Origin of the sequence: Xenorhabdus beddingii (genome assembly GCF_002127545.1) — a bacterium.
GTDB lineage: Bacteria > Pseudomonadota > Gammaproteobacteria > Enterobacterales > Enterobacteriaceae > Xenorhabdus > Xenorhabdus beddingii.
The window spans coordinates 17425-38214 of record NZ_MUBK01000018.1 but is presented as its reverse complement, the minus strand read 5'-3'; the positions used below and the strand labels follow the sequence as shown (position 1 = coordinate 38214).

The following is a 20790-nucleotide window of genomic DNA, read 5'->3' as shown; positions in this document are numbered from 1 at the left end:
GATCGTGACCCTGATTGCACCAATTGCAATGGACGAAGGTCTGCGTTTCGCCATCCGTGAAGGTGGCCGTACTGTAGGTGCTGGTGTTGTTGCTAAAGTGATCGCATAATTTTTTAAGTGTGTTCATTTTGGAAGGGCATCGACAGATGCCCTTTTTATACGTTGTCTTAAGGTGTGGTTTTAGGACTTGGTTTTAGGACTTAGTTTTAGAATTTGGTTTTGGGACTGAGTTTTAGAGCCTTGTCTTAAGAAGAACCTATCTCATCAATGGTTGTTCATCGATGGTTGTCTAATTACAAGATAAATTGTTATTTGGCTGCTATTCTTAATTATTGGTGAGATAGGCTCTGATACAACGGATGGGCTTAAAGATCATAATGATACAAAAGTCCTACTGAATTATGGCGCCGAGTCAGATACAATTACAATTATCTTTGGGTTCGGTCTGATTTGTTTTGCTCTTGCGAGGCAAGCTGGCTATCTATTTACATCATAGTTACTTACATAGAGTTACAGGTTGGTTTATGAGTGCGAATAGCGATGCTCAAGAAAGCGGGCGTGGTCTTGATATAGTAAAATGGCTATTGGTGGCAGTGCTGCTGGTGGTTGCTATTGTGGGTAATTACTATTACCGAGAGTATAACCTGCCTCTGCGCGCGATAGCCGTCGTTGCTATTGTTGCCCTTGCAGGAGCAGTTGCATTGTGGACTGTGAAAGGTAAAGCTGCATTAGCCTTTGCCCGTGAAGCCCGCATTGAAATGCGTAAAGTCATTTGGCCAACTCGCCAGGAAGCTCTGCATACAACTCTGATTGTTGCTGCTGTAACAGCTATCATGTCTCTGATTTTGTGGGGATTGGATGGCATTCTGGTGCGTTTAGTTTCATTTATTACAGGCCTGAGGTTTTAAAAAATGTCTGAATCCCCAAAAAAGCGTTGGTATGTCATACAGGCATTTTCTGGGTTTGAAGGTCGTGTCGCTCAATCTCTGCGTGAACATATCAAATTACAGGATATGGAAGATTCTTTCGGTGAAGTGATGGTGCCGACAGAAGAAGTTGTTGAGATCCGCAGTGGCCAGCGCCGTAAAAGCGAGCGTAAATTCTTCCCTGGCTATGTCTTGGTACAGATGGTAATGAACGATGCAACCTGGCATCTGGTTCGCAGTGTACCTCGCGTAATGGGTTTTATCGGCGGCACATCTGACCGTCCGGCACCAATTAGCGATAAAGAAGTTGATGCGATCATGAATCGTCTTCAGCAAGTTGGTGATAAACCAAGGCCAAAAACTCTGTTCGAACCAGGCGAAATGGTTCGTGTCAGCGATGGTCCGTTTGCAGACTTCAATGGTGTAGTGGAAGAAGTCGATTACGAGAAGAGCCGCCTGAAAGTTTCGGTTTCTATCTTCGGTCGTGCTACACCTGTCGAGCTGGATTTCAGTCAGGTAGAGAAAGGCTGATCTGATGCTTAACTAAGCAAGTTCGCTTGCAAAGGGTGTGAAATTAGCATACAATTTCGCGCCTTTTGTTTTTATCTGGGCATTGTTTTTAGCTTTAGATAATGCTTTCTAGATAAGCTGGGTTATGTCTTAACGATATAATGTCTTAAGACGAGATAATGCTTTAAGTGGCCTGGTCTTTTGACGGGGCCTGAATCGTCAGGGGAGCCTCATTTTGAGGCGATAAAACCCACATAGAGGAAATATAGATGGCTAAGAAAGTCCAAGCCTACGTTAAGCTGCAAGTTGCAGCGGGTATGGCTAACCCAAGCCCACCAGTTGGTCCAGCTCTGGGTCAGCAGGGTGTTAACATCATGGAATTCTGTAAAGCGTTCAATGCTAAAACTGAAAGCATTGAAAAAGGCCTGCCAATTCCAGTTGTTATTACTGTCTACGCAGACCGTTCTTTCACTTTCGTTACCAAAACCCCTCCAGCAGCCGTTCTGCTGAAAAAAGCAGCGGGCATCAAATCTGGTTCCGGTAAGCCGAACAAAGATAAAGTTGGTAAAGTGACCAGCGCTCAAATTCGTGAGATTGCTGAAACTAAAGCTGCGGACATGACTGGTGCCGACATTGAAGCGATGATGCGTTCAATCGAAGGTACTGCTCGTTCCATGGGCCTGGTAGTGGAGGGTTAATCAATGGCTAAACTGACCAAGCGCATGCGCACTATTCGTGAAAAAGTTGATGCAACTAAACAATATGACATCAACGAAGCCGTTGCTCTGCTGAAAGAACTGGCTACTGCTAAGTTCGTAGAAAGCGTTGACGTAGCTGTTAATCTTGGCATCGATGCTCGTAAATCAGACCAGAACGTTCGTGGTGCAACTGTACTGCCACACGGTACAGGTCGTTCAGTGCGTGTTGCTGTATTTACCCAGGGTGCAAACGCTGAAGCGGCTAAAGCTGCTGGCGCTGAACTGGTAGGTATGGAAGATCTGGCTGAACAGATTAAGAAAGGCGAGATGGATTTTGACGTTGTTATCGCATCTCCAGATGCAATGCGCGTTGTTGGCCAATTGGGTCAAATCCTGGGCCCACGTGGTCTGATGCCAAACCCGAAAGTGGGTACTGTAACGCCTAACGTTGCTGAAGCTGTACAAAACGCTAAAGCAGGTCAGGTTCGTTACCGTAACGACAAGAACGGTATCATCCACACCACCATCGGTAAAGTTGACTTCGAGTCTGACAAATTGAAAGAAAACCTGGAAGCACTGCTGGTTGCGCTGAAAAAAGCTAAGCCATCTTCTGCTAAAGGCGTTTACATCAAGAAAGTTAGCCTGTCCACTACCATGGGTGCAGGTGTTGCGATTGACCAGTCTGGTCTGAGCACATTAGCTTAATCCTTTAAGCTGAGAATAACGCTTTACCTTAGCGTCAGATTTGTCTAAAATCTGACGCTTCGGATTTGCCTGATAGTGTGTTGGATGATACACATCCTTTGAAAAATAATACGTTATCGGCAAATAACAGATTTTCGGTTGGAGCTTGGCCTTAATCCAAGCCCCGTCCAAGACCGCAGGCGTAAGTACGTAGTAATAAATTACTTACTTAATATCCTGCGTAGACGGTGACAGAGCCACAAGAAATTTATTTTCTGGATTCTGCTCACCGTGTTTTAGCGCTCAGGCACATCTTGTGCTTTGAGTGAAGTGAGTTCCGGGTTTTCCCGGTTAATCCAGGAGCAAGAAGCTAATGGCACTAAATCTTCAAGACAAACAAGCGATTGTTGCTGAAGTCAGCGAAGTAGCCAAAGGCGCGCTGTCTGCGGTTGTTGCGGATTCTCGCGGCGTAACCGTAGATAAGATGACTGACCTGCGTAAAGCATGCCGTGAAGCTGGTGTCAACGTACGTGTTGTACGTAATACCCTGCTGCGTCGTGCTGTTGAAGGTACTGAATATGAGTGCCTGAAAGAAGCGTTTGTTGGTCCAACCTTGATTGCTTTCTCTTTTGAACATCCGGGCGCAGCTGCTCGTCTGTTCAAAGAGTTCGCGAAAGCGAACCCAGCATTCGAGATTAAAGCAGCAGCCTTTGAAGGTGAGTTCATCCCAGGTGAAAATATTGATCGCTTGGCAACACTCCCAACTTACGAAGAAGCAATCGCACGCCTGATGGCAACCATGAAAGAAGCCTCTGCAGGCAAACTGGTTCGCACTCTGGCTGCGCTACGCGATCAGAAAGAAGCTGCTTAATAGCCTATTTCCTTCGTTGCTTTTTAACGTATAAACTTTTTCTGAATTTTAGGAACACTTGTTATGTCTATCACTAAAGAACAAATTCTGGACGCAGTTGCAGAAATGTCTGTAATGGACGTTGTTGAACTGATCAGCATGATGGAAGAAAAATTCGGCGTTTCTGCTGCTGCGGCTGTTGCTGTAGTTGGCGGTGCTGCTGAAGCAGTTGAAGAAAAAACTGAATTCGACGTTATCCTGACTGGCGTTGGCGCTAACAAAGTTGCTGTAATCAAAGCAGTACGTGGCGCAACTGGCCTGGGTCTGAAAGAAGCTAAAGACCTGGTTGAAAGCGCACCAGCAGCACTGAAAGAAGCTATCAGCAAAGACGACGCTGAAGCTCTGAAAAAATCTCTGGAAGAAGCAGGTGCTTCTGTTGAGATCAAGTAAGATCAGTTTGAAGTTCGCAGCCTGATTTTTTAAGGCTGGCGGCTGGCGATTTTTTAATCGCCAGCCTTTTTGCGCTGTAGGGAGTTAGTAGCATTTCACACTGTTTGGCTGCTAATTAACCCAGAATACTTTTTCCTATTGACGACTTAATATACTGCGTTCTCAGCTACGATCCACTCGGGTAGCTCGGTAGTCAAGTCACGCAATGAAATGATTTAAGAGTAATAGTAATGGGTATTACGGAAAATATTCTATTTTCTGTTCGAAAAAAATAGTGTTGCAGAGTGCTGTCCTTAAGGGCGGACAGAGTGGGTCACTTATCAGCGAGCTGAGGAACCCTATGGTTTACTCCTATACCGAGAAAAAACGTATTCGTAAGGATTTTGGTAAACGTCCACAAGTTTTGGATGTTCCATACCTTCTTTCTATCCAACTTGACTCGTTCCAGAAGTTTATCGAGCAAGATCCTGAAGGCCAGAATGGACTGGAAGCGGCCTTCCGTTCTGTGTTCCCAATTCAGAGTTACAGCGGCAATTCTGAGCTGCAATATGTAAGCTACCGTCTTGGCGAACCTGTTTTTGATGTTAAAGAGTGTCAGATCCGGGGGGTGACTTTCTCCGCACCGCTGCGCGTTAAGTTGCGTCTGGTGATCTATGAGCGCGAAGCGCCAGAAGGCACAGTCAAAGACATCAAAGAACAAGAAGTCTACATGGGTGAGATCCCACTCATGACTGATAACGGGACTTTCGTTATCAACGGAACTGAGCGCGTTATCGTATCTCAGTTGCATCGTAGCCCAGGCGTTTTCTTTGACAGCGATAAGGGTAAAACCCATTCATCCGGTAAGGTACTGTATAACGCACGTATCATCCCTTACCGTGGTTCATGGTTGGATTTCGAATTTGATCCAAAAGATAACCTGTTTGTGCGTATCGACCGCCGCCGTAAACTGCCGGCTTCGATTATTCTGCGCGCGATGGATTACTCTACTGAAGACATCCTAAACCTGTTCTTCAACAAAACCGTTTTCGAAATTCGCGACAATAAATTGCAGATGACTCTGGTGCCAGAACGTCTGCGTGGCGAGACTGCTTCATTTGATATTGAAGCGAACGGCAAGGTCTATGTTGAAAAAGGCCGTCGTATTACTGCTCGTCATATCCGCCAGTTAGAAAAAGATCAGGTTGACCGCATTGAGGTCCCTGTCGAATATATCGCGGGTAAAGTTGTAGCAAAAGATTACATCGACCAGAACACAGGTGAAATCATCTGTGCGGCTAACATGGAACTCTCTTTGGATCTGCTGGCACGTTTGAGTCAGTCTGGTCACAAAACTATCGAGACCCTGTTTACCAACGATTTGGATCACGGTGCATACATTTCCGAAACTCTGCGTGTTGACCCAACCAACGATCGCCTGAGCGCACTGGTTGAAATTTATCGCATGATGCGTCCGGGTGAACCACCAACACGAGAAGCCGCAGAAAATCTGTTTGAGAACCTGTTCTTCTCTGAAGATCGTTATGATCTGTCTGCGGTTGGTCGCATGAAGTTCAACCGTTCTCTGGACCGCAATGAGATCGAAGGTTCCGGTATCCTGAGCAAATCAGACATCACCGACGTGATGAAAAAGCTCATCGATATCCGTAACGGTAAAGGTGAAGTCGATGATATCGACCACTTGGGCAACCGTCGTATCCGTTCCGTTGGCGAAATGGCTGAAAACCAGTTCCGCGTCGGCTTGGTTCGTGTAGAGCGCGCCGTGAAAGAGCGCCTGTCTCTGGGCGATCTGGATACTCTGATGCCACAGGACATGATCAACGCCAAGCCAATTTCTGCGGCGGTGAAAGAGTTCTTTGGTTCCAGCCAGCTTTCTCAGTTCATGGACCAAAACAACCCACTGTCTGAAATCACCCACAAACGCCGTATTTCTGCGTTGGGTCCGGGCGGTCTGACTCGTGAACGTGCAGGCTTTGAAGTTCGAGACGTACACCCGACTCACTATGGTCGTGTATGTCCAATCGAAACGCCTGAAGGTCCAAACATCGGTTTGATTAACTCATTGTCCGTTTATGCGCGTACCAATGAGTATGGTTTCCTTGAAACCCCTTACCGCTTGGTTCGTGATGGTGTAGTGACTGATGAAATTCACTACCTGTCTGCGATCGAAGAAGGTAATTACGTTATCGCACAGGCTAACACCGTATTGGATGAAGAAGGCCACTTCGTTGAAGAATTGGTCACTTGCCGTCATTACGATGAATCAAGTTTGTTCAACCGTGATCAGGTTCAGTACATGGACGTTTCGACACAGCAGATCGTGTCCGTCGGTGCTTCCTTGATCCCATTCCTTGAACACGATGACGCCAACCGTGCATTGATGGGTGCGAACATGCAACGTCAGGCGGTTCCAACACTGCGTGCTGACAAGCCGCTGGTCGGAACAGGCATGGAGCGTGCGGTAGCGGTTGACTCCGGGGTAACCTCTGTTGCTAAACGCGGCGGTATGGTTCAGTACGTTGACGCATCCCGTATCGTTATCAAGGTTAATGAAGATGAAATGTACGCAGGTGAAGCGGGCATTGATATCTATAACCTGACCAAATATACCCGTTCTAACCAGAATACCTGTATCAACCAGATGCCATGTGTTTCTCTGGGTGAACTGGTAGAGCGTGGTGACGTATTGGCTGATGGTCCATCCACCGACTTGGGTGAATTGGCACTGGGTCAGAACATGCGCGTGGCGTTCATGCCATGGAATGGTTATAACTTCGAGGACTCCATCCTCGTCTCTGAACGTGTTGTACAGGAAGACCGTTTCACGACCATTCACATTCAAGAACTGGCTTGTGTGTCCCGTGACACCAAACTAGGGCCTGAAGAGATCACGGCTGACATCCCTAACGTGGGTGAGGCTGCGCTGTCTAAACTGGACGAATCCGGTATCGTTTATATCGGTGCAGAAGTGAAAGGTGGCGACATTCTGGTGGGTAAAGTGACACCAAAAGGTGAAACTCAACTCACGCCAGAAGAAAAACTGCTGCGTGCGATCTTCGGTGAGAAAGCGTCTGATGTTAAAGACTCTTCTCTGCGCGTACCAAACGGTGTTTCTGGTACTGTTATCGATGTACAAGTCTTTACCCGCGATGGCGTAGAAAAAGACAAGCGTGCATTAGAAATCGAAGAAATGCAGTTGCGTGAGGCGAAGAAAGACCTGACAGAAGAACTGCAAATTTTCGAAGCCGGCTTGTTTGCCCGTATTCACTCTGTACTGGTTGCGGGTGGCATCGAAGCGGAAAAACTCGGCAAACTGCCTCGTCAGCGTTGGTTGGAGCTGGGTCTGGCTGATGAAGAAAAACAAAATCAGCTAGAGCAACTGGCAGAACAGTATGACGAACTGAAAACTGAGTTCGAGAAAAAACTGGATGCCAAACGCCGCAAGATCACACAGGGCGACGATCTGGCACCTGGCGTGCTGAAAATTGTCAAAGTGTATCTGGCTGTGAAACGTCAAATCCAGCCTGGTGACAAGATGGCAGGTCGTCACGGTAACAAGGGTGTTATTTCCAAGATCAACCCGATCGAAGACATGCCTTACGATGAAAATGGGACACCTGTTGACATCGTACTGAACCCACTGGGCGTACCATCACGTATGAACATCGGTCAGATCCTGGAAACTCACTTGGGTATGGCGGCAAAAGGCATTGGTGACAAGATCAATGCAATGCTGAAACAACAGCAAGAAGTTGCCAAACTGCGTGAATTTATCCAGAAGGCTTATGATCTGGGTGATGATACTCGTCAGAAAGTTGACTTGACGACTTTCTCCGATGAAGAAGTGATGCGTCTGGCAGAAAACCTGAGAAAAGGTATGCCGATCGCAACACCAGTCTTTGATGGAGCAAAAGAGACCGAAATCAAAGAGCTGCTGAAATTGGGTGGCTTGCCGACTTCCGGTCAGATCACACTGTTCGACGGCCGCACGGGTGAACAATTCGAGCGTCAGGTAACCGTTGGTTACATGTACATGCTGAAATTGAACCACTTGGTTGATGACAAGATGCACGCCCGTTCTACCGGTTCTTACAGCCTGGTTACTCAGCAGCCGCTGGGTGGTAAGGCACAGTTCGGTGGACAGCGCTTCGGTGAGATGGAAGTGTGGGCATTGGAAGCATACGGTGCTGCGTACACCCTGCAAGAAATGCTCACCGTTAAATCCGACGATGTTAACGGTCGTACCAAGATGTATAAAAACATCGTGGATGGTAACCACCAGATGGAACCAGGCATGCCGGAATCTTTCAACGTATTGCTGAAAGAAATCCGTTCGTTGGGTATCAACATCGAGCTGGAAGACGAATAAATCGTTTTCCCGCTGGTACTGTCCGGCATGAATGTGCCGGACGGTTTACCAGCTAGTGGTTGCACTGGTCCCAGTGGTTATACTGGTTATAGAGGGGAGTGGCATGGGCCACTCACCTAACAGGTCTAACTCCGACAGGAGCCATTTCGTGAAAGACTTATTGAAGTTTCTGAAAGCGCAAACTAAGACCGAAGAGTTTGATGCGATCAAAATTGCTCTGGCCTCCCCAGACATGATCCGTTCGTGGTCATTCGGGGAAGTAAAAAAGCCGGAAACTATTAATTACCGTACGTTCAAGCCTGAACGTGACGGTCTTTTCTGTGCGCGTATTTTCGGGCCGGTAAAAGACTACGAGTGCTTGTGTGGTAAATACAAGCGCTTGAAACACCGTGGTGTGATTTGTGAGAAGTGTGGCGTTGAAGTCACTCAAACTAAAGTTCGTCGTGACCGTATGGGGCACATCGAGCTGGCTTCTCCAACGGCTCACATCTGGTTCCTGAAATCTCTGCCATCCCGCATCGGTTTGTTGCTGGATATGCCTCTGCGCGACATTGAACGCGTACTGTACTTCGAATCCTATGTGGTTGTTGAAGGCGGCATGACCAGCCTTGAGCGCAGCCAGATCCTGACTGAAGAACAGTATCTGGATGCACTGGAAGAGTTCGGTGATGAATTTGACGCAAAAATGGGTGCGGAAGCCATCCAAGCCTTGCTGAAAAGCATCGATCTGGAAAACGAATGTGAAACTTTGCGTGAAGAGCTGAACGAAACCAACTCTGAAACTAAGCGCAAGAAGCTGACCAAGCGTATTAAGCTGCTGGAGGCTTTCATTCAGTCTGGTAATAAACCAGAGTGGATGGTTTTGACCGTTTTACCCGTTCTGCCACCGGACCTGCGTCCACTGGTTCCACTGGATGGCGGCCGTTTCGCAACTTCAGACCTGAACGATCTGTACCGTCGCGTTATCAACCGTAACAATCGTCTGAAACGCCTGTTGGATCTGGCTGCGCCAGACATCATCGTACGTAACGAAAAACGTATGTTGCAGGAAGCGGTTGATGCACTGTTGGATAACGGTCGCCGTGGTCGTGCGATTACCGGTTCTAACAAACGTCCTCTGAAATCCCTGGCTGACATGATCAAGGGTAAACAAGGTCGTTTCCGTCAGAACCTGCTGGGTAAACGTGTTGACTATTCAGGCCGTTCTGTTATTACCGTAGGTCCATACCTGCGTTTGCATCAGTGTGGTCTTCCTAAAAAGATGGCACTGGAGCTGTTCAAGCCATTCATCTACGGCAAGCTGGAACTGCGTGGTCTGGCGACGACTATCAAAGCCGCCAAAAAAATGGTTGAGCGTGAAGAAGCCGTCGTATGGGATATCTTGGATGAAGTGATCCGTGAGCACCCTGTTCTGCTGAACCGTGCACCAACCCTTCACCGTTTGGGTATTCAGGCATTTGAACCCGTTCTGATCGAAGGTAAAGCGATCCAATTGCACCCACTCGTGTGTGCGGCATATAACGCCGACTTCGATGGTGACCAGATGGCTGTTCACGTACCGTTGACACTGGAAGCCCAGTTGGAAGCGCGTGCGCTGATGATGTCTACCAACAACATCCTGTCTCCGGCGAGTGGTGAACCTATCATCGTTCCATCTCAGGACGTTGTATTGGGTCTGTACTATATGACTCGTGACTGTGTTAACGCGAAAGGCGAAGGCATGGTTCTGAGCGGCCCTAAAGAAGCAGAGCGTGTTTACCGCGCAGGTCTGGCTTCTTTGCACGCTCGTGTCAAAGTGCGTATCACTGAAGAAGTGAGAGATGGCGAAGGCAATGTTACCGTTAACACGGGGCTGGTTGATACCACTGTTGGTCGTGCCATCCTGTGGATGATCGTACCAAGAGGTCTGCCATACTCACTGATTAACCAGGCGCTGGGTAAAAAAGCCATCTCCAGGATGCTGAATACCTGTTACCGCGTACTGGGCCTGAAACCAACCGTAATCTTAGCTGACCAGACCATGTATACCGGTTTTGCTTACGCTGCCCGTTCAGGGGTATCCGTAGGTATCGACGACATGGTTATTCCTGAGAAGAAAGAAGGCATCATCGCGGAAGCGGAAGCAGAAGTGGCCGAAATTCAGGAACAGTTCCAATCGGGTCTGGTAACCGCTGGCGAACGATACAACAAGGTTATCGATATCTGGGCTGCGGCGAACGAACGTGTTGCCAAGGCGATGATGGAAAACCTGTCGACTGAAACTGTTGTTAACCGTCATGGTGAAGAAGAACAGCAAGTTTCTTTCAACAACATCTTTATGATGGCCGACTCCGGTGCGCGTGGTTCTGCCGCTCAGATCCGTCAGTTGGCGGGTATGCGTGGCCTGATGGCAACGCCAGATGGCTCCATCATCGAAACCCCAATTACCGCGAACTTCCGTGAAGGTCTGAACGTACTCCAGTACTTCATCTCAACCCACGGTGCCCGTAAAGGTCTTGCGGATACCGCATTGAAAACCGCGAACTCCGGTTACCTGACTCGTCGTCTGGTTGACGTTGCCCAAGATTTGGTTGTGACAGAAGACGACTGTGGTACTCACAACGGTATCATGATGACTCCGGTTATCGAAGGTGGTGATGTTAAAGAACCACTGCGTGAGCGCGTATTGGGTCGTGTGACTGCTGAAGACGTTCTGAAACCAGGCACAGCGGACATTCTGGTTGCACGTAACACATTGCTGAATGAAAAATGGTGTGATCTGTTAGAAGAAAACTCCGTTGACAGCGTGAAAGTACGTTCCGTAGTAAGTTGTGAAACTGATTTTGGTGTTTGTGCGAACTGTTACGGTCGCGACCTTGCTCGTGGTCACCGTATCAACAAAGGTGAAGCCGTGGGTGTTATCGCGGCACAGTCAATCGGTGAGCCTGGTACACAGTTGACGATGCGTACCTTCCACATCGGTGGTGCGGCATCTCGTGCGGCGGCAGAATCCAGCATTCAGGTACGTAACAAAGGTCACCTGAAACTGAGCAACGCTAAATTCGTTACTAACTCAGCGGGCAAGCTGGTTATTACTTCCCGTAATACCGAATTGCGCCTGATTGACGATTACGGTCGTACTAAAGAAAGCTATAAAGTGCCTTACGGCTCAGTATTGGCGAAAGGTGATGGCGAGACAGTAACCGGCGGTGAAACCGTTGCGAACTGGGACCCACATACCATGCCAGTCGTGAGTGAAGTATCCGGTATTATCCAGTTCTCTGATATGGTTGATAGCCAGACCATTATCCGTCAGACGGATGAGCTGACCGGCCTGTCTTCACTGGTGGTTCTGGATAGTGCAGAGCGTACCGGTAGCGGTAAAGACCTGCGTCCGGCATTGAAAATCGTTGACGCTCAAGGTAATGACGTTCTGATCCCAGGTACAGATATGCCTGCTCAGTACTTCCTGCCGGGTAAAGCGATTGTTCAGCTAGAAGATGGCATCTCCATCTCTGCGGGTGATACGTTAGCGCGTATTCCTCAGGAATCTGGCGGTACGAAAGATATCACCGGTGGTCTGCCACGCGTTGCGGACCTGTTCGAAGCCCGTCGTCCGAAAGAGCCTGCTATCCTGGCAGAAATCAGCGGTATCGTTTCCTTCGGTAAAGAAACCAAAGGTAAGCGCCGCCTGGTAATCAGCCCACTGGATGGTTCTGATGCTTACGAAGAGATGATCCCTAAATGGCGTCAGCTCAACGTGTTCGAAGGCGAGGTTGTTGAACGTGGTGACGTGATCTCCGATGGCCCAGAATCTCCACATGACATTCTGCGCCTGCGTGGTGTTCACGCGGTTGCTCGTTACATCACTAACGAAGTACAGGAAGTTTACCGTCTGCAAGGCGTTAAGATTAACGATAAACACATCGAAGTTATCGTTCGTCAGATGCTGCGCAAAGTTACCATCGCGAATGCGGGTAGCTCTGAATTCCTCGAAGGCGAACAGGTTGAATACGCGCGTGTTAAAGTCGCGAACCGTAAGCTGGAGCTGGATGGTAAAGTACCGGCGACCTTCCACCGTGACTTGCTGGGTATCACGAAAGCCTCATTGGCAACAGAATCCTTCATCTCTGCGGCGTCGTTCCAGGAAACAACCCGCGTACTGACTGAAGCGGCTGTTGCAGGTAAACGTGATGAACTGCGTGGTCTGAAAGAGAACGTCATCGTTGGTCGTTTGATCCCGGCTGGTACAGGTTATGCTTACCATCAGGATCGCATTCGCCGCCGTCAAGAAAACGTCGTGGTTGAAGCACCACAAGTTAGCGTAGACGAAGCCACTGCAAACCTTGCTGAATTGTTGAATGCAGGTTTCGGTAGTAGCAATAACGATTAATATCGTAATGCATAGCATATCCTATAGATATCGCTAATCGTGAAATGCCCTCTCTTGGTAGAGGGCATTTTTTATTGGATGGAAAATAAAAATGAGACGAATCGTTCATGTTATTGCAAGGATTTTCTTACCATTTTTAATGTGTTTTTCCTATCCGGTCTCAGCGTGGAACCCTGATTCGCCAGGCTATCGTTATATGGAAGTGACTGAAGACAGTGAAATCTATGCTTGGATAGGCGAACATGTCATTGAGGTTGGTTTATTAAAAAAAGGGCAAGGTCTGAAAGCGGTTGAAGAAGAAGGAGAAGAGGGTGATTATTACGCGTTCCATTTTGGTAATGGAAAGGGTTATATTACTAAAGAGAATTTAAAGGAAATAAAAAAATCCGCCTTTCCTACAGACCCCTTCAATACCCTCCATAAAAAAGTCTCTCAAAATTTGATGATTTTTAAGGAAGCCAAGGTCTATAGCTTACCTGAAACCGATAGCAAACCCGTTGCAATTTTGATGGCGAATCTTCGTTATCCGATCTTAGACAAATTACAAGATCCCTTACGTCATACTTGGTATGAGATAAATATAGGTGATCGATTGGGCTATATTAGTGATCAGGATGCTGAATTGGATAATGGCATTCCTCTATTAACTTATCATCATATTCTTGAGGATAAAGAGAATAAACGTTTTCTCCATACCTCAACCACGACATCTCTGACCGCCTTTCGTGAGCAGATGGCTTATTTGAAACAGGCGGGTTATACCACAATTTCATTGTATGAACTGGAAGGTTATCTAAATAGCACTGTTAACTTACCAGCAAAAGTGGTTGGTTTAACTTTTGATGATGGATTGGAGTCTGTTTATCGCTATGCTTACCCTATTTTGAAAGAAAACGGTCAGAAAGCGACATTTTTTATTATTTCATCTCGTATTAAACGTTATCCGCAAAAATGGGATCCTGATAGTCTGCAATTTACCAGCCTCTCTGAATTATATTCCATAGACGATGTATTTGATGTTCAATCCCATACCCATTTTTTGCATCGTTTGGGAAAAAATAAACAACCCATATTATTCCGGCGGTCATATCACACTATATTGTATGATTTTGAGCGTTCCAGGCGAGCATTGTCACAATTCAACCCTCATGTGCTTTATCTCTCATATCCTTTTGGTGGATACAATCCAAAAGCCATGAAAGCAGCCGAACAAGCTGGGTTTCATTTAGCTGTCACTACAATACAAGGTAAAGTAAAACTGGGTGATAACCCATTTTCCCTGAAGCGCTTATATATCTTACGGACAGATCCGATTGAAAAAATGGCAAAAATGGTAGCCAATAATCCAGATCCAATGCCTTTGCAACCGATTGATAATCGTTTATAAAATTATTCGTGATTGATTAGAGCATGGATAAGTATTTTCTTATTCTTCTGAATAAGTATATCAAAATGAGCACTATATCATGTTTATGTAATGATTATTATGATATAAGGAAAACAATTAATTTGATAAAAGGAAAATTAGGATGGCTAATTTAATCTACATGACAGTGAAAGGTAAGAAACAAGGGCTTATTTCACAAGGATGTGGCACATTTGATTCTATTGGTAACAGTTACCAAATAGGACATGAGAATGAAATCCTGATTTACTCATTTCAGCATTTGATGAATCGCGAACAGAATGTTCAACATCATCCTGTTTTACTAATAAAACCTGTAGATAAATCTTCTCCATTATTAGCCCAGAGTCTTTGTGATAACGAAGAGTTGGAGTGTTTGTTTAATTTTTACAGAACTAATGCTAATGGTGGATTGGAATTGTATTATACCATTCGATTGGGCTGCGCTAAGTTATCCAGTATCAAATGTGATTATCCTCATTCACAGGATCATAACAATATGAATCCTCAGGAAGTGGTAACTATCTCTTACAAGGATATCACTTGGAATCACAAAACTTGTTCTACGGGGGCTTATAGTTTCTGGGAGGAGAGGATTTACTAAATGTTTAACACTACAGGTTTAAGTACAACAGATACTTTGCCCTACCGAATGGCCCTTGTGGTAAACTCAAATGAGCATATAATTGCTGGGTTTGTAGATGGTGTGTTATCAGTACCTATAAATCTAGGGTATCTTGCTTATGATATGCTAGACACTGATAGTAAATACGAAAAAGATAACGATAAAATCAGGTTAATGTATCTGATAAAAAATGGTGGTGCTAATAAAGAATCAATTTATGAAATTATTTCTACTGTTCTTGATAAATATATTTCTAGCTTAAGTGATGAGCAAAAGGAAAAATTATGGGAGAAAATTATTGCGCAACAGTTAGGAAAAATAGGTGCTAATTCATTAATATTTGGGCATATGAATAAAGTATTAATATCAAGAATAGTTTCTCGTATGATATTTAGTATATCAATGTCTTTTTTGTTAACGGCTGGGGCAATGCAATCAAGGGCAGTATATTCATCTAGAGAACTGCTTGTTAGAAATCCAAAACTTTATTGGGAATTAAGAAGTAAAGGTGATTTGGACTTATTATACGTTTTTGTCGAGAGTTATGTTAAACCTTTTGAAGAGGCTGAAAATCTAAAAAAGGTTAATCAAGTTATGTTTGATCAAGTTTTTGAACAGTTTTTACCAATGGTAAAGGATTAAATATGAAAAAGACAATTATTACTTTTTTTATGAATAGATTGGAAGATTTAGGTGAATATACAATGGGATTTAGTATTCTCATCTTTATATTTTCATTTATTTTTTTTAGAAGTGATAACTCTTTTTTTGATTACAATATATTAATTCTTGTTTTATTTCTAATGGGATTATTTGTTTATTTTTTAGCTAAAATAATCAGAAAATACTTGGTTAAAAAAGGGGTTATAGATTATTAGAGCGTGTTTCATGTTTTTCTATAACCCATTGATAAATTTAGTTTACTCTACCTTTTATCAATTTAATAAAAGTTTCCCGTGCAGTAGGGGAGCCAAGGCGTTCTGCTTCATTCAGTAGTTTCAATGCCTTATCAATATTTCCATTGCTGATAGCTCTTTTAATTGCATCATTGAAATATCGTTCGGTATCGTTCAGCACTGGCTTAACGGTGGGGGCCGTAGATTGCGGTATAGCCATTGGCGCCGTTTTTACCTGTGATGCCTGTGTAGAAGTAGAACCTATAATGACAGGTTTTGAGGCAGGTACAGAAGAAGCCTGACCAATCAGAATATTGCCGGCATCGCGTTCTGACTTCACTTTTAGCGTTAACGTTCCTGTTTCCGTGTGGCGGGCGATCGGGTCCGGTATAGTCGGTACTGCATTACCTACTCCTTGTGCATAGGCTTTAGCAGGGTCAACCATTTGTGTAGACGATTTCAAATCGGCAAGGGTCGTATAAACCAGCAAATAAATTTGCTGTTGTCCCAATGCCGGTGTCAGTTTTAACACACCTTGAAGTCGATCTGCGGACATAATGCCCGGTTGTTGATAACGAAAATAATGGCTTGGATAAAAGGCAGCCGGTTGCAGTTGTTCATCAAGCACCAAGACATTGGGTGAATAGACCTGTCTATCCTTTATCAGACTGTTTAAAGTGATCTCTAACGAGCCTTGATTAGCCGGTAAAGCAAATGCCGCTACCGTCCCGCGAATATCTCCCTCATTAAGTTGTTGTGACGTATTACTAAGGGTAATCGTCTGCGTGTCATAGGTATTAATAGGCTGCCACTGTAACTTGTGTAAGGCTGACAGAGATAAAGCAGGTGCGATAGCGTTAGAGGTTTCTATTCCTGACCCTGCTTGATTCGTTCTTACCGTCTCTGATGCAGCGTAACCCACAGCAGGAATTGCGTTGTAGAGCAGGATACTGAGACAAAGTAAGGGTAATTTCGTTTTCATTACCACCAAGCCTCAAATTGGGCACCAAACGTAAATTCATCTTTGTTACCACGGCTGACTTGATGCGTTGGTGTATCATTTTGGGCTATACCACCGTCATAACCCCACTTTTCATCCCATTTAGAATACGTGGTAAATAAACGAATAGCCGGGCGTGACCAGATACTGTCACCAGCTTGCCATTGTTGGGCCAGCGTGATTTTGTACTGATTATTGGTTTTGCTGGTTCGCTGGGATTTCACGTTGTCATAACCCACTTCCATCAAGGTACTCATGATGGGTGTCCATTTGTACATTGGGCGGATACCTACTGTGTACCATGTATTGCCATTGTTATCATCGCGATCAATATCTTGATACATAGCGGCATACAGCAGATCCCAGTCCTTTGCAATACTGATGGCTCCATGATCTACAATGCGTAGCATATGCCCGTTATTATTTGTACTGGAACCTTCGGAACGTCCATTTGTACTGGAAGTCATCGCGTCAGTGGCATACTGTAAGACAAACTTGTTGAAACCACCGAGCATACTTTGAGTATGTTCAGCCGTCAGCATCACGCCATCTTTGGAGGCATCTTTATCAAGATGATATCCCTTGCGGGTATTAGCGCGGCCATAATCAAGGCCAAGTTCCAATGTGCCACCTGCATTGATGGGTAAGTTAGCCAGCCTGATATCGAAAACATCATTTGAGGTTGGGATTTCTTTGTGTTCTCCAGAGATCCAACCTTTTGAACCGCCGGATTCTGTATTGCGGGTTACGGCAAGGGAGAGATTGCCGAAGCCAAGATCAATATTCTCCAACCCGGCGCCGGGGCCGGAAATATCCCAGTAATAGAAATCGATCATGTGGATATCATGGCGTTGGTAAAAACGCTTACCCGCCCACAATGTTGAACCGGGCAACCAGTCAATGATATTGGTTGCTTTTACGTTTGCTTCACGGAAAGCAGGATTGGTCGCCTCCCAGTCTTTTTCCTGAGATACGGCGTAAGCCAAATTGGTATCAAAATAGAAACTTTTGTCACCCTCTTTCCATAATTCTTGCCCTAACTTAAGTTCAGCGTAGGTATCACATTCGTTGCCGAGGCGGTACTTACCTTGCGCACCTGTGGCTTGGGCGCATTTCTGATCACCACCACTACTTTTCCAGCCAATGCCTGAACGGGCATAACCGTGGAAATCTACCGCAGCAGCCTGCGCAGATAATAAACCAGTGAGCATAGCCAATGAGAGAGGCAATATACGCATAATGATTCTCCTGTTATTTTTTTGATGGCCACGGAGCTAGACCCCGGGCTCTTTATGTAAACGTTGGCACGCGGTTCCATCTTCGCGGAAAAGATGGCAACGATGGGGAGCTAACCCGATAGTGAAGTCCGCACCTTCTTGTACGAGAACGATATCAGGCTGGCGGTAAACTAAATTTTGGTGGATGGCAGGTATACGGATGTGAATCTGAGTCTCATTGCCCAGTTGCTCGACGATTTGTACCGTCCCCTCCAACGTAACGTCAGCAACGTCATTAGGTAAAAGATGTTCGGGGCGGATCCCCAAAGATACATTACTACCGACAGTCAGCCCCTTACTTTCAACGGGCAGCCAAACAGACTGACCATTAGGCAGAATAATTTGTACTTGATCGACGGCAATGGCGGAAATTTTGACGGGTAGGAAATTCATTTTCGGTGAACCAATAAAACCCGCAACAAAGCGATTGGCAGGGTAGTGATAAATTTCAAGAGGTTTACCGACTTGGGCAATATCGCCACCATTCAGTACAACAATTTTATCCGCCAGAGTCATGGCTTCGGTTTGATCATGGGTCACATAGATCATTGTGCGTTGCAGACGTTTGTGCAGGCGTGAAATCTCAATTCTCATCTGCACGCGTAAAGCGGCATCCAGATTAGAAAGTGGTTCATCCAACAGAAAGATATTGGGTTCAGCGACTAACGTTCTGCCAATAGCGACCCGCTGACGTTGCCCACCGGACAGTGCCTTAGGGCGGCGCTCCAGCAGATGGGCAAGCTGGAGAGTTTCTGCAACCTGTTGCACTCGTTTTTGAATATCACTTTTTTTGATCCCCGCCAGCTTCATGCCGAATGACATGTTGTCAGCGACAGAGAGATGGGGATATAGCGCATAAGATTGAAAAACCATGCCGACACTACGTTTAGCGGGTGGCACATCGTTCATTCGTTTTCCGGCTATCAGCAAATCCCCGGATGTTATATCTTCCAACCCCGCGATCATCCTTAACAATGTCGATTTTCCACATCCTGAAGGGCCGACAAATACGACAAACTCTCCTTCCTGAATATCAAGGCTGAGATCTCTGGAGATAACGGTTTCACCATATGATTTAGATACATTGCGGAATGTGACGCTAGACATGTGTTCCCTCCCTAGGATTGGCAAGATTGTGTCCAAAATAACAAGCGTAAGAATCCTCCATTCCCAAGTTTTTAATGGGGGAGGAGTCAGGATGATGAGATTAATGTGGTTGGGGAATGTAGGAACTAATTGTCAGATAAGATGTGATTTAAGTCCCAAAAAACAATGTCGCACTGGCGTTAACGTTATGATTTTAATTATTTTTGTAACCCAGCTCACATTCATTCTCATTGAGGCGTAGAGCAGGGGAGGATGAGTCTTTTTTCCATTAATTGCACACTGAGAGTCATTTTTTAGTAGTGCAATGAAGAAACTCATCCTGAACTGACAAATGATAAAAGGGCGGAATGATGACCAAAAAAAATCTTAAAGTGGGTACCCGCACCCTAATGCTGTCCGTTTTAACAACATGGGTACTGTCTGCCCCGGCTTTTGCAAAGCTGGAGGAAGGCAAGCTGTTGATTTGGATCAATGGTGATAAAGGCTACAATGGACTGGCTCAGGTCGGTGAAAAATTTGCAAAGGAAACGGGAATTCCTGTCGTTGTTGAACATCCTGACAAACTGGAAGAAAAATATACCCAAGTCGCTGCTACAGGTGATGGGCCGGATATCATTTTTTGGGCACATGATCGTTTTGGCGGCTACGCCCAATCGGGCTTGGTCGCTGAAATTACCCCGGATAATGCTTTCATCGATAAGCTATTTCCTTTTACCTGGGATGCGGTTCGCTATGATGGAAAATTGATGGGATATCCTGTCGCGGTTGAAGCGCTTTCTCTTATCTACAATAAAGATTTGCTCAAATCTCCCCCCAAAACATGGGAAGAAATCCCGGCATTGGATAATGAACTGAAAAAGCAGAACAAAAGCGCAATCATGTTCAATTTGCAGGAACCGTATTTTACTTGGCCACTGATTGCCGCTGATGGTGGCTATGCTTTCAAAGCAGAAAACGGTACTTATAACGCGAAGGATAGCGGAGTGAATAACGCTGGCTCCAGAGCGGGAATGCAGTTTCTATCCGATTTAGTCAAAAATAAGCATCTCAGTGCTGATATTGATTACTCCATTGCCGAAGCCGCTTTTAATAAAGGTAAAGCTGCAATGACAATCAATGGACCGTGGGCATGGGCAAATATCGATAGAAGCAAGATTAATTATGGCGTGACCTTACTGCCCACTTTCAAAGGTAAACCTTCTAAGCCCTTTGTTGGAATTTTAACTGCGGGCATTAATGTGTCCAGCCCCAACAAAGAATTGGCGAAAGAGTTTTTGGAAAACTACTTGCTGACTAATGAAGGCTTGGCAATGGTCGATAAAGATAAGCCACTGGGTGCGGTAACCTTGAAATCTTATCAGGAGATCCTTGCAAAAGATCCACGTATTGCCGCTACGATGGAAAATGCTCAGAAAGGCGAAATTATGCCTAATATTTCTCAAATGAGTAGTTTCTGGTACGCCATGCGCAGCGCAGTTCTTAACACTATCAATGGTCGTCAGACCGTCGATGCTGCACTTAATGATGCCGGATCGAGAATGACCAAATAAACAAATGACAGGCTCCTGACGTTGAACGGAGCCTTTTTCCCATTGGGCTAGCTCCTCAATTTCGGGAACTG

Annotated in this window: 17 protein-coding genes; 14 read left to right on the top strand and 3 right to left on the bottom strand. The window is 45.6% G+C overall.

The window, feature by feature from the left end; genetic code table 11:
* The 13 genes from Xbed_RS11500 to Xbed_RS11440 all read left to right on the top strand — a co-directional run.
* The coding region (locus Xbed_RS11500; protein WP_080718654.1) for an EF-Tu C-terminal domain-related protein at nt 1-109 on the top strand (109 nt) is incomplete at its 5' end.
* A 415-nt stretch (nt 110-524) separates the two neighbouring features.
* A complete protein-coding gene (gene secE, locus Xbed_RS11495; protein ID WP_086113067.1) occupies nt 525-908 on the top strand; it encodes a preprotein translocase subunit SecE in 384 nt (127 codons plus the stop codon).
* A 3-nt stretch (nt 909-911) separates the two neighbouring features.
* Nucleotides 912-1457: a transcription termination/antitermination protein NusG gene (gene nusG, locus Xbed_RS11490; protein WP_086113066.1), complete on the top strand. Its 546-nt coding sequence runs from the start codon at nt 912-914 to the stop codon at nt 1455-1457.
* A 248-nt stretch (nt 1458-1705) separates the two neighbouring features.
* Nucleotides 1706-2134, top strand: a complete 429-nt coding sequence (gene rplK / locus Xbed_RS11485; RefSeq protein ID WP_086113065.1) for a 50S ribosomal protein L11 — start codon at nt 1706-1708, stop codon at nt 2132-2134.
* A 3-nt stretch (nt 2135-2137) separates the two neighbouring features.
* Nucleotides 2138-2839, top strand: a complete 702-nt coding sequence (rplA, locus tag Xbed_RS11480; RefSeq protein ID WP_086113064.1) for a 50S ribosomal protein L1 — start codon at nt 2138-2140, stop codon at nt 2837-2839.
* A gap of 352 nt (nt 2840-3191) precedes the next feature.
* Nucleotides 3192-3689: a 50S ribosomal protein L10 gene (gene rplJ, locus Xbed_RS11475; RefSeq protein WP_086113063.1), complete on the top strand. Its 498-nt coding sequence runs from the start codon at nt 3192-3194 to the stop codon at nt 3687-3689.
* A 63-nt stretch (nt 3690-3752) separates the two neighbouring features.
* Nucleotides 3753-4118: a 50S ribosomal protein L7/L12 gene (gene rplL, locus Xbed_RS11470; RefSeq protein ID WP_045959641.1), complete on the top strand. Its 366-nt coding sequence runs from the start codon at nt 3753-3755 to the stop codon at nt 4116-4118.
* A 340-nt stretch (nt 4119-4458) separates the two neighbouring features.
* The gene (gene rpoB, locus Xbed_RS11465; protein WP_086113062.1) at nt 4459-8487 is read left to right on the top strand and encodes a DNA-directed RNA polymerase subunit beta; all 4029 of its coding nucleotides are present in this window, start codon (nt 4459-4461) and stop codon (nt 8485-8487) included.
* 148 nt (nt 8488-8635) lie between these two features.
* The gene (gene rpoC, locus Xbed_RS11460; protein WP_086113061.1) at nt 8636-12859 is read left to right on the top strand and encodes a DNA-directed RNA polymerase subunit beta'; all 4224 of its coding nucleotides are present in this window, start codon (nt 8636-8638) and stop codon (nt 12857-12859) included.
* Between the two features lie 139 nt (nt 12860-12998).
* Nucleotides 12999-14246 carry a polysaccharide deacetylase family protein gene (locus tag Xbed_RS11455; RefSeq protein WP_422641355.1) on the top strand — a complete coding sequence of 416 codons (1248 nt, stop codon included), beginning with the start codon at nt 12999-13001 and terminating at the stop codon, nt 14244-14246.
* A 142-nt stretch (nt 14247-14388) separates the two neighbouring features.
* Nucleotides 14389-14868: an Hcp family type VI secretion system effector gene (locus Xbed_RS11450; RefSeq protein WP_086113059.1), complete on the top strand. Its 480-nt coding sequence runs from the start codon at nt 14389-14391 to the stop codon at nt 14866-14868.
* Nucleotides 14869-15531 (top strand): hypothetical protein, encoded by a 663-nt coding sequence (locus Xbed_RS11445; protein WP_086113058.1) that lies wholly within the window; start codon nt 14869-14871, stop codon nt 15529-15531.
* Nucleotides 15532-15533: 2 nt separating this feature from the next.
* Nucleotides 15534-15767, top strand: a complete 234-nt coding sequence (locus Xbed_RS11440; RefSeq protein ID WP_086113057.1) for a hypothetical protein — start codon at nt 15534-15536, stop codon at nt 15765-15767.
* A 37-nt stretch (nt 15768-15804) separates the two neighbouring features.
* On the opposite strand, the gene malM is transcribed toward Xbed_RS11440, so the two are convergent.
* Genes malM through malK form a run of 3 tightly spaced genes read right to left on the bottom strand, consistent with a single transcriptional unit; the run spans nt 15805 to nt 19169 of the window.
* Nucleotides 15805-16767 carry a maltose operon protein MalM gene (gene malM, locus Xbed_RS11435; protein ID WP_086113056.1) on the bottom strand — a complete coding sequence of 321 codons (963 nt, stop codon included), beginning with the start codon at nt 16765-16767 and terminating at the stop codon, nt 15805-15807.
* Nucleotides 16767-18023 (bottom strand): maltoporin, encoded by a 1257-nt coding sequence (locus Xbed_RS11430; protein WP_086113055.1) that lies wholly within the window; start codon nt 18021-18023, stop codon nt 16767-16769. Before Xbed_RS11430 ends, malM begins: the two co-directional genes overlap by 1 nt.
* 36 nt (nt 18024-18059) lie before the next feature.
* Entirely contained in the window at nt 18060-19169 is a 1110-nt protein-coding gene (gene malK / locus Xbed_RS11425; RefSeq protein ID WP_086113054.1) for a maltose/maltodextrin ABC transporter ATP-binding protein MalK, read from the bottom strand.
* Nucleotides 19170-19519: 350 nt separating this feature from the next.
* On the opposite strand from malK, the gene malE reads away from it, so the two are divergent.
* Entirely contained in the window at nt 19520-20719 is a 1200-nt protein-coding gene (malE, locus tag Xbed_RS11420; protein WP_086113053.1) for a maltose/maltodextrin ABC transporter substrate-binding protein MalE, read from the top strand.
* Nucleotides 20720-20790: the final 71 nt, after the last annotated feature.

Coding starts and splice junctions, on each gene's coding strand:
- rplJ (WP_086113063.1), top strand. CDS start 3,192: ATGGCACTAAATCTTCAAGACAAACAAGCGATTGTTGCTGAAGTCAGC.
- nusG (WP_086113066.1), top strand. CDS start 912: ATGTCTGAATCCCCAAAAAAGCGTTGGTATGTCATACAGGCATTTTCT.
- malM (WP_086113056.1), bottom strand. CDS start 16,767: ATGAAAACGAAATTACCCTTACTTTGTCTCAGTATCCTGCTCTACAAC.
- rplA (WP_086113064.1), top strand. CDS start 2,138: ATGGCTAAACTGACCAAGCGCATGCGCACTATTCGTGAAAAAGTTGAT.
- malE (WP_086113053.1), top strand. CDS start 19,520: ATGACCAAAAAAAATCTTAAAGTGGGTACCCGCACCCTAATGCTGTCC.
- Xbed_RS11430 (WP_086113055.1), bottom strand. CDS start 18,023: ATGCGTATATTGCCTCTCTCATTGGCTATGCTCACTGGTTTATTATCT.
- Xbed_RS11455 (WP_422641355.1), top strand. CDS start 12,999: ATGTGTTTTTCCTATCCGGTCTCAGCGTGGAACCCTGATTCGCCAGGC.
- Xbed_RS11445 (WP_086113058.1), top strand. CDS start 14,869: ATGTTTAACACTACAGGTTTAAGTACAACAGATACTTTGCCCTACCGA.
- Xbed_RS11440 (WP_086113057.1), top strand. CDS start 15,534: ATGAAAAAGACAATTATTACTTTTTTTATGAATAGATTGGAAGATTTA.
- rplK (WP_086113065.1), top strand. CDS start 1,706: ATGGCTAAGAAAGTCCAAGCCTACGTTAAGCTGCAAGTTGCAGCGGGT.
- rplL (WP_045959641.1), top strand. CDS start 3,753: ATGTCTATCACTAAAGAACAAATTCTGGACGCAGTTGCAGAAATGTCT.
- rpoB (WP_086113062.1), top strand. CDS start 4,459: ATGGTTTACTCCTATACCGAGAAAAAACGTATTCGTAAGGATTTTGGT.
- secE (WP_086113067.1), top strand. CDS start 525: ATGAGTGCGAATAGCGATGCTCAAGAAAGCGGGCGTGGTCTTGATATA.
- malK (WP_086113054.1), bottom strand. CDS start 19,169: ATGTCTAGCGTCACATTCCGCAATGTATCTAAATCATATGGTGAAACC.
- Xbed_RS11450 (WP_086113059.1), top strand. CDS start 14,389: ATGGCTAATTTAATCTACATGACAGTGAAAGGTAAGAAACAAGGGCTT.